This window comes from Rhizobium sp. PAMB 3174 (genome assembly GCF_052908375.1).
Genome location: NZ_CM128608.1, coordinates 593,511 through 608,112, shown reverse-complemented (window position 1 = coordinate 608,112; position 14,602 = coordinate 593,511). Strand labels below are relative to the sequence as shown.

Here is a 14,602-nt window from a genome sequence, read left to right as displayed (position 1 = left end):
TTCCGCATGATGCGGTTCTCAACTGAACACCATTTCAAGCTTTTTTAATTTGCGCGTCGGTGATGCCCTCGCGCGAAGCGGGGAATTTCATGCGTGTAGTAATTGTCGATGACAGTGCATCTGTCGTCTCCTTCCTGCAGAACGCCATCGCCAAAATCGAAGGCACGACAATCAGCACGTTCACCAAGCCGCTCGATGCGCTGAACGAACTGAGACAGAATGAAGCCGACCTCCTGCTCGTCGACTATACGATGCCACGGATGAACGGTGTCGAATTGATCCGGAAGGTCAGGCGTCACGCGATGACCCCGGACATCCCCATCATCATGCTTACCTCCGAAACCGACGCCGGCATAAAGCTGGCCGCGATGGAGGCCGGCGCGACGGAATTCGTCAACAAGCCTATCGATACGGCGGAACTGACGATCCGGGTCCGCAACCTGATGAACCTCTGGTGCGCGCAGCGCAGCCTGGGGGAACGGGCAACGCAGCTCGAACGCGATATCGCTGCCGCCCGCCAACAGATCGCCCGGCAGGAAGAAGAACTCATCTGGCGGCTGTCGAAAGCCATGGCCTGCCGCGATGGAGAGACGGCCGAACATGTGGCTCGAGTCGCCGCGGTCGCCAGCCTGATCGGCGAGGAACTCGGTCTCGACGCCAAGCTGGTGCGCACGATCTATCTCGCCTGCCCGCTTCACGATGTCGGCAAGATCGGCATTCCCGACGCCATTCTGCTCAAGCCAGGCAGCCTGAGCGCCGAAGAGTTCGACAAGATGCGCCAGCATTCCGCCCTCGGCGCCGAAATCCTCAGCGAGAGTTCGTCGCCGGTCGTGCAGATGGCCGCCCGGATAGCCGACAGCCATCATGAGAAATGGGACGGCAGTGGCTATCCGAAGGGTCTCCGGCAGGACGAGATTCCGATCGAGGGTCGTGTGGTCGCCGTAGCCGACGTCTTCGACGCCCTCTGCAGTGAACGCCCCTACAAGAAGCCCTGGCCAGTCGACAAGGCATTCCAGGAGATCGTCCGCAGCAGCGGCAGCCACTTCGATCCCGCCTGCGTGGCGGCCTTCTGCCGGCAATGGCAGAAAATCAGCCAGCTCTACAAGGAGCCGGACCAGTCTTCGGCGGACGACGCACGGTCCTCCGCTCACCCCCACCCACTCTCAAAGACCGGGAAAGTCGCATGACGGAACATGACGAAATTCTGCGCCTCGACGGCGCGCTGACGATCAAGACTGCGGCCGATGTCAAGGAGCGGATCTCCGCCTCAATGGAAGCCGCCTCTGCCCGCGGCGTGCCTTTGCGCATCGACATCGACGAAGACGCCGAATGCGACCTGACGACGCCGCAGCTGCTGCTGTCTGCCTTCAAGACGGCGGAGAGCAAGGGCATCGACCTGGTCTTGAACGCCCCCGCCGAGGGCTCGTTTCCCACCACTTTGCAGCGCGGCGGCTTTCTGGCCGACGGCGCTGAATCGAAAGAATACTGGACAAAAGGATTTCAACAATGAGCGCAAACATTCTGACCGTCGACGATTCCGCGAGCATTCGGCTGACGACGCGCATTGCCCTCACCGGAGCCGGCTACACGGTGACGGAAGCGGTCGACGGCGCTGACGGCCTCAACAAGATGAAGGCCGGCAGCTTCGACCTGATCGTCACCGACCTCAACATGCCCAACATGGACGGCCTGACCATGATCCGCAGCTTGCGGCAGTTGCCGGCCTATATGGGCACGCCGGTCGTCTTCCTGACGACCGAATCCGATGGAGAGCTCAAGCAGCAAGCCAAATCCGCCGGCGCGACAGGCTGGCTGACCAAGCCGTTCGAGCCCGACACTCTCGTCAAGATCGTACGTAAGGTTCTCGGTCGATGAACAATCTGGATCCGATCGCAGTTTTTATGACCGAGGCCGCCGAACAGCTTGAGCTGATCGAGGCCGGTCTTCTCGATTTGACGCGCGATCTCAACGATCGTGCCCAGATCGATGCCGTCTTCCGTGGCCTGCACACCCTGAAGGGCTCGGGCTCGATGTTCGGTTTCGATCAGCTCGCCGCCTTCACGCATCACTGCGAAACGGCCTTCGATCGAGTCCGCAAGGGCGAGGCACCGGCCACGGAAGAGCTGGTCGGCGCCGTTCTCGATGCCCAGGGCCACATGCAGGCGCTGCTTGAAACACCGAACGGCGATCACGAAGAGATGAGCCGCAGGCTTCTGGAAAACCTGCAGCGCGCCGTCGACGGCGCCGGCGGCGCACCGGTTCGCAGTGCCACAACCGGCGCACCCGCCGCTGCTGTTGCGGCTGTGAGCACCGTCGCATCCGGAAAGCGCTCGTGGCTGCTGAAGTTCAGTCTGCCGGCGAATGCCATGATCAACGGCACCAATCCGCTCGGACTTCTGGATGAGCTGAGGGACCTCGGTGAATGCGAAATCGTCGCGGAAACGGACAAGATCCCGCTGCTCGACGATCTTGATCCGCGTGAGATCCACCTCTCCTGGACCGTCTCGCTGGTGACCGACAAGCCGCAGAGCGAAATCGAGGACGTCTTCATCTTTGTCATGGATGACATGACCATGGACCTGAAGGATGTCACCCCGGCGGCGACAGACGTCGCGGTCGAAGCCGGCTCCGAGGCAGTGACGGCCGAAAAGACCGGGTCCGTACCGACGCCGGCCGTCCGCGAAGCTGCCGCTTCCGGCGACAACGCAAAGGCCCAGCCGCAGGACGCGAAGGCGCAGAAACAGGCCGACAATGTCCGTGTTCCGGCTCTCCGCCTCGACGAAATGATGGATCGCGTCGGCGAACTCGTGATCGCCCAGTCGCGCTTGAGCCAGATGACCAGTTCGCTCCCCGATCTCGGCCTGCGGTCGGTCTCCGAGGAAATCGAGCGGCTGTCCGGCGAATTGCGCGACACGATGATGGTACTGCGGATGATGCCGGTGGCGAGCCTCTTCAGCCGCTTCCGCCGTCTCGTGCACGACCTCGCCCGGGAAACCGGCAAGGACATCGAGCTGGTCACCGAAGGCGAGACCACGGAAGTCGACAAGACGGTCATCGACCGGCTCGCCGATCCGCTGATCCACCTTGTCCGCAACTCCATCGACCATGGCCTGGAAAACCCGCAGGACCGCATCGCCGCCGGCAAGTCTCCGACCGGACGCGTTCAGCTGACCGCCCACCAGACGGGCAGCGAAGTGGTCATCACCATCAAGGACGATGGCCGCGGCATCGATCGGGAACGGGTCCGCGCCAAGGCAGAAGCCAACGGACTCATCCAGCCCGGCCAGCAGCTGACGGACCAGGAACTGCTTCAGCTGATCTTCCAGCCGGGCTTCTCCACCGCCGAGAAGGTCACGAACCTCTCCGGCCGCGGCGTCGGCATGGATGTGGTCAAGAAGACGATCGAGACGCTTCGCGGCGCAATCGACGTCAAGTCGGAGTTCGGCACGGGGTCGGAAATCGCCCTCAGAATTCCGCTGACGCTCGCCATCATCGACGGTCTTCTGGTGCGGGTCGGAAACGGCAATTACGTCATCCCGCTCTCGGCGGTCGAGGAATGCCTCGAACTGTCGGTGGAAGAGGACCTTCGTTCGCGCGGACGCAGCTTCATCTCGCTGCGCGATCATCTCGTGCCCTTCATCCGGCTGCGGGAACTCTTCCGCACGGGCACCGAACCGGAAAAATTCCAGAAGGTCGTCGTCATATCGACCGGCAGCGAACGCGTCGGGCTGGTCGTCGACCAGATCATCGGTGACCACCAGACGGTGATCAAGTCCATGTCGAAACTCCACAACAACGTCTCGTCCTTCTCGGGGGCGACGATCCTAGGCGACGGCAACGTGGCGCTCATTCTCGACGTCACGCATCTGGTCGCCGCGGGCCAGCACCAGGAAGCACAAGTGAGGGCAGCAGGATGACAAACACAGCCAGCAAAGCGGACCACAGCGCTCTGTGGAAGGACGAAGAGGAACTCTCCGTCCTCACCTTCAGCCTCAACGGCGAAATCTTCGCGATCGAAGCGATTATCGTCCAGGAAATCCTGGATCTGCTACCGGAAACGAGCGTACCGGGCAGCCTGCCATTCGTCGGCAGCGTCATCAACTTCCGCGGCAAGGTCATCCCGCTCGCCGACATTCGCGTCGCTTTCGGCATGGAAGCCGCGGAGGTCACGATCGACAGCCGGATCGTCGTCACGGAACTCGAACTCGACGGCGAACTCGCCCTGATCGGCATTCGGACGGACAAGGTCTACGAAGTTACCCGTCTTTCCGCCGGCGCCAGCGAACCGCCTCCCATCGTCGGGATGCGTTGGCGCCCCGACTACATTCACGCGCTCGTCAAGCGCGAGGGTGAATTCATCATCGTCCCCAATCTTCAAGCAATCTTCTCGTCGCAGAGCGGGCAACCGATCAAAGCCACGGCGTGACCACTGAACCAGAGGATACTAAAATGCGTTTTACCATCAAACTCAAGCTCTTACTGGCCTTCGGCTTCATCATCTCCATGCTCGTTGGCACCGCCGTCTACAACGTGATCAGCCTGGCCGCCGTCAATGATCACTGGTCCGAGGCCGTCCATGGTCCCGCCCAGCGCCTCAGCTACGCTCAGGACCTCAACATCGCGCAGCTGCAGCAGATCCGTCAGCAGAAGAACATGCTGAACGCAACCTCGATCTCGGAACTGAAAGGCTACATCGTCAAGAGCGACGAACAGCGCGCTGCCTTCGACAAGGATTTCGATGCGCTTCTTGCCAAGGCAACCGAACAGGGAATGGTCTACTGGACGAAACTGAAGGGTCTGACCGCAGACTTCCGTCAGGACGACGACGAGATGCGCCGCATGCTTCTCGCAGGAGACACGACCGGCGCCATGCGCGTTTCGTCGACCACGGCGCGCGAAGCAGCATCGAAGATCGACGATCTTCTCGCCGAAGTCTTTGATCTGGAACGCGAACGTCTGATCGCGGCAGACAACAACGCCGCCGAACAGTACGCCGAAATCCGCACGATCGTCATCTCCGTTGCCGCCGTTGCATCCGTCGTCGCTCTGATTGCCGCATTGTGGATCATCATGTCGATCAACAAGGGCATCGCAATGGCCGTCCGCACGGTGCAGACGGTTGCCGACGGCGACCTTACCGAACTCGCCGAGGTCAAGACCCGCGACGAGATCGGCGATCTGATCGGTCACGTCAACTCGATGATCGAGCGCCTGCGCGGCGTCGTTGCCGACGCCCTGTCTGCCTCCGACAACGTCTCGTCCGGCAGCCAGCAGCTGTCCGCCGGCTCCGAGCAGCTCTCCCAGGGCGCGACCGAACAGGCATCTTCGGCCGAGGAAGCTTCCGCCTCCATGGAAGAGATGGCCGCCAACATCAAGCAGAACGCCGACAACGCCGCCCAGACGGAAAAGATCGCCCGCCAGTCCGCCAAGGATGCGGAAGTCTCCGGCGAAGCCGTCTCCAAGGCCGTCAACGCCATGCGGACGATTGCGGAGAAGATCTCCATCGTCCAGGAAATCGCCCGTCAGACCGACCTTCTGGCACTGAACGCCGCCGTGGAAGCAGCCCGCGCCGGCGAGCATGGCCGCGGCTTCGCGGTCGTGGCCTCCGAAGTCCGCAAGCTTGCAGAACGCAGCCAGGCGGCAGCCGCCGAAATCTCCGGCCTTTCCGGCGAAACGGTGACGGTTGCCACGGAGGCCGGAGAAATGCTGGTTCGTCTGGTTCCGGACATCCGCAAGACGGCCGAGCTGGTCTCGGAAATCTCCGCCGCCTGCCGCGAGCAGGACATCGGTGCCTCGCAGATCAACGAAGCGATCCAGCAGCTCGACAAGGTCACCCAGCAGAACGCAGGCGCCTCGGAAGAAATGTCGGCGACCTCGGAAGAACTCGCCGCCCAGGCCGAGGAACTGCAGGCCTCGATCGCCTTCTTCAAGGTCGACAGCTCTGCCATGACCAAGTCCGCGACCGTGCATCCTGCTGCAAACCCGGCAAAGCGTCCTGCCCGCCCGGCCGCGGCGAAGGCTGCACCGAAGCCGCAGAACAGCGTTGCTGCCCAGCAGGCACGCGTCAAGGGCTTCGCCCTCGACATGTCGATGGGTGGACCGGACGAAGACGACGCCGATTTCCGGCAGAGCGCTTGAGCTCCGCCTTTTCCCGATAACGTACGGCGCCAACAGGCGCCGTACCAAAGCCGGTGAATGATCGCCGGTCAGAGAGAGGCCCCTCCCGAACTTCTCTCAAAGACATGTGAACCCACCCGCCAGACAACCGACTGAAAAAGTCAACATTCACCCTTATCCTTCGGGGACCGCCTCCATGCGCTTTACGATCAAGCTGAAACTCGCACTTGCCTTCACACTTCTCATCTTGCTGTCGACCGGCATGTCGGTCATGGCAATCATGAACCTGTCATCTCTCAACTCGGCGATCACTGACATCATTCAGGGGCCCGCCGCCAATCTGCGCAATTCCAGTGACCTGTCCGACGCCGTTCTCAATGCGATCCGCAACGAGAAGAACGCGATCCTGAACACCGATCCGAGGCTCGTTGACACTTTCGTCACCGAAGTGCGTGCCAACCAGCAGAAGATCGAAACGCTGGCAGACAAGATCCAGCTCGACAAGAATCCGGACATACAGTCGAAGATCAGCCAGTTCCTGACCAATCTGCCCGCCTGGCGGCAGGTGCAGGAAAAGGTCATCAAGCTGGCCATCGAAAACACCGATGAAAGCAACCGGATGGCCGGAGAACTCTCCATGAACGGGGGTCGCGCCGCTGCTGCCGAGCTGTTGAAATCGCTCAGTGAACTCAATGACTCGATTGCCGCTGACCTTGCCGCCACGGACAATTCGACCAATCAGCAGTATGCCTTCTCGCGCAACCTTCTGCTCGGCGCGCTGGGCGTCATGTTCGTCCTCTCCGTCGCCGTCGCCTTCTGGATTGCACTCGGCATCAATAACGGCCTGAAGAAGATCCAGGCCGTTGCCGAGGCGGTCGCCATCGGGGATCTGGACCAGAACATCGAGATCAAGACCAATGACGAAATCAAGGACCTGGTCAACACGATCAACGTCATGACCGGCAACCTGCGCAACACCGCGGATATCGCCGACCAGATCGCCAACGGCAACCTGACGATCGAGCCCAAGCCGCTGTCCGACAAGGACACCCTCGGCATCGCGCTTCAGTCCATGGTCGAACGTCTGCGCGGCGTCGTCGCCGACGCGCTGTCGGCCTCCGACAACGTCTCGTCCGGCAGCCAGCAACTCTCCTCCGGTTCGGAGCAGCTCTCGCAGGGTGCGACCGAGCAGGCCTCCTCCGCCGAAGAAGCCTCCGCCTCCATGGAAGAGATGGCCGCCAACATCAAGCAGAACGCCGACAACGCCGCCCAGACGGAAAAGATCGCCCGTCAGTCCGCCAGGGACGCGGAAAGCTCAGGCGAAGCCGTCAACAAGGCCGTAAACGCCATGCGGACGATCGCCCAGAAGATCTCCATCGTCCAGGAAATCGCCCGCCAGACCGACCTGCTGGCCCTGAACGCCGCAGTCGAGGCGGCCCGCGCCGGTGAACACGGCAAGGGCTTCGCGGTCGTGGCCTCCGAAGTGCGCAAGCTTGCCGAGCGCAGCCAGGCGGCAGCCGCGGAAATTTCCGGTCTTTCCGGCGAAACGGTTTCCGTCGCTACGGAAGCCGGCGAGATGCTGGCACGCCTCGTCCCGGATATCCGCAAGACAGCCGAACTCGTCTCGGAAATCTCCGCCGCCTGCCGCGAGCAGGACATCGGTGCCTCGCAGATCAACGAAGCGATCCAGCAGCTCGACAAGGTCACCCAGCAGAACGCCGGCGCCTCGGAAGAAATGTCGGCGACCTCGGAAGAGCTCGCCGCCCAGGCCGAGGAGCTGCAGGCCTCGATCGCATTCTTCAAGGTCGACACTGCGGGCACGGCGAAGCCCTCCGCCCTGCACCGTCAGGCGCCCGCGGCCAAGCCTGCCGTGCGCCCGTCAGCCGCGAAGGCGACAGCAAAGACGGCGCCGAAGCAGCAGCACGACGTCGCCGCCCAGCAGGCACGCGTCAAAGGCTTCGCCCTCGACATGTCGATGGGTGGACCGGACGCCGACGACGCCGATTTCCGGCAGACCGCCTGACGGTCGGCCCAGCAAGACAGGATGCAGCCGCAAGCGGCTGCATCCCAACAAGACCGAAAGGCACGCAAATGCATGACGCATCCACAGGCCGATCGACTTTCAAACTCTTCTTCGACGCAAAAGTGTTGCGTGGCGCGAAGACTGAAAGACCCAAGAATAAAACTGCCCTGCAATCAATTCATTCATTCGACATAGGATCGCGCCATGCTCAATAATCTTTCCATTCCCAAGAAACTGATGCTCTTCCTCGGCTTCATCATTCTCGCGTCGCTCTCCATCAACGCCGTTGTGCTGCTCAAGTCCAACGAGGTCAAGCAGACGACCTTCTGGAACGACCACACGATGAAGGTCATCAGCGCCGCCAACGAAATCGTTTCCGGCATGGTCAACCAGGAGACCGGCTTCCGTGGCTATCTCCTTTCCGGCCAGGACAAGTTCCTTGAGCCCTACAAGTCGGGCTGGGAAACCTTCAACAAGTCCTGGAACGAAGCCAAGACGCTGACGTCGGACAATCCGGCCCAGCAGCAGCGGCTTGATGAAATCAAGCAGATGGCCGAAACCTGGCACAACTCGGTCGCCGAGCGCGCGATCACGCTGATGGCCAATCCGGCCACCATGGACCAGGCCCGCCACGTCGAAATCTCCGGCGCCGGCAAGGAATCCATGGACGGCCTGCGCAAGAAGGTGGCCGAGGTCATCGAGACCGAATCCGGTCTGCTTGCAACCCGCCAGGCTGCCCAGCAGGATGCCCTGAGCCTGATGACGCAAGTCATCATCGCCGGCATGATCATCAGCGTGCTGATCTCCGTCGTCACCGGCATCGTGATGACCAGGACGATCGCCAAGCCGATCGGCAACGTCAACGAAGCACTGGCCAAGCTGGCAAAGCCGCTGGAAACCGGCCGTCACGACGAAGTTGGCCAGATGCAGGGTGCCTCGCAGGCGGTGGAAGCCGCATTCCGGGACATCTCCTCGGTCCTGCAGGCTGTTTCGGTCGGCGACCTCTCCCGCCAGCTTGAGCGTGACTACGGCGCTCTCAGCAGCGAAGTGGCCGGCAACCTCACCGACATGATCACCAATCTGCGCGGCACCGCGACGATTGCCGATCAGATCGCCAATGGCGACCTGATGGTCAGCCCGAAGCCTCTCTCCGACAAGGACACCCTCGGCATCGCCCTTCAGTCGATGGTCGAGCGCCTGCGCGGCGTCGTCGCCAACGCACTCTCCGCATCGGAGAACGTCTCGTCCGGCAGCCAGCAGGTTTCCTCCGGTTCGGAGCAGCTCTCGCAGGGCGCGACCGAGCAGGCCTCCTCCGCCGAAGAAGCTTCCGCCTCCATGGAAGAGATGGCCGCCAACATCAAGCAGAATGCCGACAACGCCGCCCAGACGGAAAAGATCGCCCGGCAGTCTGCCAAGGATGCGGAAGTCTCCGGCCAGGCGGTTGAAAAGGCCGTCGGCGCCATGCGGACGATCGCCCAGAAGATCTCCATCGTCCAGGAAATCGCCCGCCAGACCGACCTCTTGGCCCTGAACGCTGCAGTCGAAGCGGCCCGCGCCGGTGAACACGGCAAGGGCTTCGCGGTGGTCGCCTCCGAAGTGCGCAAGCTTGCCGAGCGCAGCCAGGCCGCAGCCGCCGAAATCTCCGGTCTTTCCGGCGAAACGGTCTCCGTCGCAACCGAAGCCGGCGAAATGCTGCACCGCCTTGTTCCCGACATTCGCAAGACGGCCGAACTGATCTCGGAAATCTCCGCCGCCTGCCGCGAGCAGGACATCGGCGCCTCGCAGATCAATGAAGCGATCCAGCAGCTCGACAAGGTCACCCAGCAGAACGCCGGCGCTTCCGAAGAAATGTCCGCGACCTCGGAAGAGCTCGCCGCCCAGGCCGAGGAACTGCAGGCCTCGATCGCATTCTTCAAGGTCGACAACAGCATGGTCGGCAAGGCTTCGGCGCCCTATCGCGCCGCAAGCCCGGCAAAGCCGGCAGTCCGCGCGGCTGCGCCAAAGGCCGCGCCGAAGCGCGAATACACCGTCGCCGGCCAGCAGGCCCGCGCCAAGGGTTTCGCGCTCGATATGTCGATGGGTGGCCCCGATGGTGACGATGCAGATTTCAAGGAGAGCGCATGATGGCTGACAAGGCTTCCGAAGGACAATACGTAACATTCAGCCTCGACGACGAATGCTTTGCCGTTCCGGTCGAGGTGGTTCGGGAAATCCTGGACCATGAGGATGTGTTCCGCATCCCGCATGGTCCGGACTACCTGCTGGGGCTGCGCGACGTGCGCGGCCAGGGTGTGCCGATCATCGACCTGCGTCTGCGTCTTGGCATGTCCAGGACGGAGAAGACCCTGCACACGCGCGTTCTGGTGATCGACGTACCGCTTGCCGGCCGCATGCTGACGCTCGGCCTCGTTGCCGACCGGGTGCACGAAGTCGCCTCCTTCCAGGGGGCCGCGATCGAGGGTGCGCCGGATATCGGTGTGCGCTGGCCCTCCGACTACATCGCCGGCGTCGTGCGGCGCGAGACGGATTTCGTCGTCATCGTCAACCTCGCGCGGCTGTTTACCGACAGCGACGCGAAATCCCTGACCGGCTTCGGTCAAAAACAGGTGGAAATGGCATGATTGGAAGTGCGGCAAGAGCGCACCGGCAGGCAGAGACGGAGGCGTCGCCAAGCGACGTCTCCGGCCTCAGCCATCGCAATTTCGAGATGCTGGCGCGTTACATCTACGATTACAGCGGCATCAAGATGCCCCCGTCCAAGCGCACCATGCTGGAAGGGCGCATCAGGCGGCGACTGCGGCCGACGGGCATGCAGGACCCGAACGACTACTGCAACTACCTCTTCAAGCAGGGAGGCCTTGAAAGCGAGGCCGTGCACCTGATCGACGCGGTCACGACCAACAAGACTGACTTCTTCCGCGAGCCCAAACATTTCGAGCATATGATGCAGGCCGGCCTGCCCGATCTCGTCGCCGCCGGCCACAAGCGTCTGCGGCTGTGGAGCGCGGCCTGCTCCATCGGCGCCGAGCCCTACACGCTCGCCATGGTCATGGAGGACTTCAAGTCCGACGCCAAGCTGAAGCTGGATTACACGATCCTCGCGACCGACCTGTCGACGGACGTGCTGAAGATCGCCCAGCGCGGCATCTACCCCACCGGCATGATCCAGCCGGTCTCGAAGGCGCAGCGCGCCCGCTACGTCATGGAATCGCGCGAGCAGGCGCGCAACGAGGTCCGCATCCATCCGCAGCTGCGCTCCCACGTCGGCTTCGCCCGGCTCAACCTGATGGACGACAGTTACAAGGTGGGCGATCCCATGCACATCGTCTTCTGCCGCAATGTGCTGATCTATTTCGACAAGCCGACGCAGCAAAAGGTGCTGACCAGGCTGTGCGACAACCTCATCGATGGCGGCTACCTCTATGTCGGCCACTCGGAAACCATCACCGGCTTCAAGCTGCCTGTCAAACAGGTGGCCAATACGGTGTTCAGGAAGGTCTAGGCCATGCATCTCGGCAGGAAAATCCGTGTTCTGATTGTCGACGACAGTGCCAGCGTCCGCCAGGCGCTGACCAGAGTTCTGGAGGCAGACAACGAGATCGAGATCATCGGCGTCGCGTCCGATCCCTTCATGGCCGCGAAGAAGATCCAGGAGGTCGTTCCCGACGTCATCACGCTGGACGTGGAAATGCCACGCATGGACGGCATCACCTTTCTCCGCAAGCTGATGTCGCAACATCCCATTCCCGTGGTGATGTGCTCGTCGCTGACCGAGGCGGGTTCGGAAACGCTGATGCAGGCGCTGGAAGCCGGTGCCGTCGACGTCATCCTGAAGCCGAAGATTGCGGCTGCCGATCATCTGGAAGAAAGCGGCGCCATGATCCGCGAAACGGTCAAGGGCGCCGCCGCTGCCCGGCTGGGTGCGCGACGCCGCCTCGTGCCGGCGTCGAGCAAGGTGCAGGGCAAGCTGACGGCCGACGCCGTGCTCCCTCCCCCGACAGGCAAGGCCATGGCCAAGACGACGGAAATGGTCGTCTGCGTCGGCGCGTCCACGGGTGGCACCGAGGCGTTGCGCGAATTCCTCGTCGCCCTGCCGGCCAATACGCCGGGCATCGTCATCGTCCAGCACATGCCGGAAAAATTCACCGCCGCCTTCGCCAACCGCCTGAACGGATTGTGCGAGGTCGAGGTCAAGGAAGCGGAAAACGGCGACCCGGTGCTGCGCGGCCATGTCCTGATCGCGCCCGGCGGCCGGCACATGCTCCTGGAACGCCAAGGCGCCCGCTATTGCGTCGCCGTCAAGGACGGTCCGCTCGTCTCCCGTCACCGCCCCTCGGTGGACGTCCTCTTCCGCTCGGCGGCAAGAGCGGCGGGTAGCAATGCCATGGGCATCATCATGACCGGCATGGGCGACGACGGCGCCCGCGGCATGGAGGAGATGCACAATGGCGGCGCATTCACCGTGGCACAGGACGAGGCGACCTCCGTGGTCTTCGGCATGCCGAAGGAAGCGATCGCCCGCGGCGGCGTCGACCGCGTCGTGCCGCTCGAGCAGATTGCCCGGGAACTGCTGGCGGCCGACCGCCGGCATCTGGGCTAAAGTTTCCGCTGTTACCGAGCGTTAATCACGATCACAGGTAGCCTGCGGAATTTACCAGACATTTCAGATTGTTGTCTCTTATGGAGCAGACAACGGGGACACGACAGCGACCATGAATGCTTTGGCGAGATTGACACCAGCCGCCTACGGGACGGAAACGGCGGAAACCGATGGGATCGCGAACAGGCTGGAAGAGGCCCGTGCGCAGATCGAACAGCGTTTTCTGGAGGGCGGCACGCTGCTGGTCTCCGTGCTTGAGGTCTTCACGCAACTGACCCAGGTGTTGGAAAAGGTCAGTGGCTCGCTCAAGGAAGAAGAGGCCGCGGAAGCATCGCAGGAACTGGCCCTGACGGCCAGCCTGATCGCCAAGCTGCCCGAGGCACAGACGTTCCGCGACACCAGGCTCGGGGAAATCGGCGTCGAGGGTCAGGCCCTCGGCCGGGAAATCCAGGCCATGGAGGAAACGCTTCGCTATCTGAGAACGTTTGCGACCACAGCCAAGATAACCGGCGCGCATATCCCCGACTTTGCCGGCTTCGCCGTGGAGATCATCGAGCGCATCCAGTTTGCCACCAAGGAAGTCAAGAGCCTGTCAGACCGAATCGCCACCCTGCACGGCATGATCCGGCAGGCGTCGCTGGCCAGCGGTTCGAAGATGAGCCGGCACGACGATGACATCCCCCGGATCGTTGCCGACCTCGAAAACAACGCCAAGGCCATCAAGGCGCAACGCGAAGCGTTGGGCAAGGTTGCCACCAAGATCACCGACATGGCGCACAAGGTGCAGGGCCGGCTGGCGAGCAGCCTGTCAGCACTGCAGATCGGCGACGTCACCCGCCAGCGCATCGAACATTGCCAGGCCGCCTATTCCATTGCCGAGGCCCAGATCGCGGCCAACGCGGCAACCCTTGGCGACGACGGCAGGGAGAGGCTTCTGCAGGCCGTCACGAAGCTGGTTCATGAACAGATCAACGCGCTCAGCAGCGATTTCTCACGCGAATGCAGCACGATCGTCACCAATATCCGCGCCTTTTTCAACGACGCGGCATCGCTGATGTCCCTCTATGAAACGCTGCTGCCGCGACATGGCGGTACCGAAACGACACCCTTGACCGCGGTCAAGGCGGGTCTCGAATCCGCCCGCGGCACGGTCGGCGCCATCGAAGGCTCGGCCGCCGAGGCCATGCGCCTCAGCACCTCGGCGAACGGCGTGGTGGAAGAGTTGGTCCGCAGCGTCGAAACCATTCAGCTTGTGCGCACCGACATCCAGTACATGGCGCTGAACACCAATCTGCGCTGCGGCAGGCTCGGCGAGGAAGGCCGTGCGATCAACGTGGTCACCAGCGAGCTGCGGGCATTCTCGGGCAAGCTGGACGAAGCGGCGGAACGCGCGCTGATCAACCTGCGCCGGCTGGAGCAGCTGGCCGCCGACCTGCAGCGCAACCGGAACGATGAAACCGGTAAGGACCTGTCGGTCCACATCGACATCGCTCTTGCCCACGTGACTACGGCCGCCGACACCGTCGACCTGCAAATGGGCGAGCTGCGCGATTGCGGCAACAATGTTTCGGCCCAGCTCGCCGCCGCGACCACGGGCCTCAACTTCCACCATGGCATTCAGGACATCATCGCGGCCTGCGCCGAGCGAACCGCTTCGGCCCGCAACGCCGTGACCGACCTGTCGGGACTGGAGGAGATTGTCTCCGCCATATCCGCGCAGGTTTTCAAGACCTATACGATGAAATCGGAGCGGGATGTCCACGCCCACGTGCTTGGGTTGCCGGAAACCGCTTCGGCGGCTGCGGCTCCCGTCCAGCAACAGCAGGACGACGACGATCTCTTCGAGGACGCCCTCTTCTGAT

At 62.6% G+C, this 14,602-nt stretch carries 12 protein-coding genes; all 12 read left to right on the top strand.

Features of this window, described 5'->3' with window-relative positions:
* Positions 1–89 precede the first annotated feature (89 nt).
* The 12 genes from ACU5AY_RS02880 (at position 90) to ACU5AY_RS02825 (ending at position 14,601) form a co-directional block, all read left to right on the top strand.
* Entirely contained in the window at positions 90–1,187 is a 1,098-nt protein-coding gene (locus tag ACU5AY_RS02880) for an HD domain-containing phosphohydrolase (protein WP_446827928.1), read from the top strand.
* Entirely contained in the window at positions 1,184–1,510 is a 327-nt protein-coding gene (locus tag ACU5AY_RS02875; RefSeq protein ID WP_446823283.1) for an STAS domain-containing protein, read from the top strand. The genes ACU5AY_RS02880 and ACU5AY_RS02875 overlap by 4 nt, the downstream gene beginning before the upstream one ends.
* A complete protein-coding gene (locus tag ACU5AY_RS02870) occupies positions 1,507–1,875 on the top strand; it encodes a response regulator (protein ID WP_446823282.1) in 369 nt (122 codons plus the stop codon). The genes ACU5AY_RS02875 and ACU5AY_RS02870 overlap by 4 nt, the downstream gene beginning before the upstream one ends.
* The gene (locus ACU5AY_RS02865; RefSeq protein WP_446827927.1) at positions 1,872–3,917 is read left to right on the top strand and encodes a chemotaxis protein CheA; all 2,046 of its coding nucleotides are present in this window, start codon (positions 1,872–1,874) and stop codon (positions 3,915–3,917) included. The genes ACU5AY_RS02870 and ACU5AY_RS02865 overlap by 4 nt, the downstream gene beginning before the upstream one ends.
* Positions 3,914–4,426 carry a chemotaxis protein CheW gene (locus ACU5AY_RS02860; RefSeq protein WP_446827926.1) on the top strand — a complete coding sequence of 171 codons (513 nt, stop codon included), beginning with the start codon at positions 3,914–3,916 and terminating at the stop codon, positions 4,424–4,426. Before ACU5AY_RS02865 ends, ACU5AY_RS02860 begins: the two co-directional genes overlap by 4 nt.
* Positions 4,427–4,449: 23 nt before the next feature.
* A complete protein-coding gene (locus ACU5AY_RS02855; RefSeq protein ID WP_446827925.1) occupies positions 4,450–6,138 on the top strand; it encodes a methyl-accepting chemotaxis protein in 1,689 nt (562 codons plus the stop codon).
* Between the two features lie 175 nt (positions 6,139–6,313).
* Complete coding sequence (locus tag ACU5AY_RS02850) at positions 6,314–8,140, top strand: methyl-accepting chemotaxis protein (RefSeq protein WP_446827924.1); 1,827 nt, start codon at positions 6,314–6,316, stop codon at positions 8,138–8,140.
* 204 nt (positions 8,141–8,344) lie between these two features.
* Positions 8,345–10,264: a methyl-accepting chemotaxis protein gene (locus ACU5AY_RS02845; RefSeq protein WP_446827923.1), complete on the top strand. Its 1,920-nt coding sequence runs from the start codon at positions 8,345–8,347 to the stop codon at positions 10,262–10,264.
* A complete protein-coding gene (locus tag ACU5AY_RS02840; RefSeq protein WP_446826022.1) occupies positions 10,264–10,761 on the top strand; it encodes a chemotaxis protein CheW in 498 nt (165 codons plus the stop codon). The genes ACU5AY_RS02845 and ACU5AY_RS02840 overlap by 1 nt, the downstream gene beginning before the upstream one ends.
* 86 nt (positions 10,762–10,847) lie before the next feature.
* Entirely contained in the window at positions 10,848–11,642 is a 795-nt protein-coding gene (locus ACU5AY_RS02835) for a CheR family methyltransferase (RefSeq protein ID WP_446828927.1), read from the top strand.
* Positions 11,643–11,645: 3 nt separating this feature from the next.
* Positions 11,646–12,740 carry a protein-glutamate methylesterase/protein-glutamine glutaminase gene (locus ACU5AY_RS02830; protein WP_446823277.1) on the top strand — a complete coding sequence of 365 codons (1,095 nt, stop codon included), beginning with the start codon at positions 11,646–11,648 and terminating at the stop codon, positions 12,738–12,740.
* A gap of 112 nt (positions 12,741–12,852) precedes the next feature.
* Complete coding sequence (locus ACU5AY_RS02825) at positions 12,853–14,601, top strand: hypothetical protein (protein WP_446827922.1); 1,749 nt, start codon at positions 12,853–12,855, stop codon at positions 14,599–14,601.
* Position 14,602: the final 1 nt, after the last annotated feature.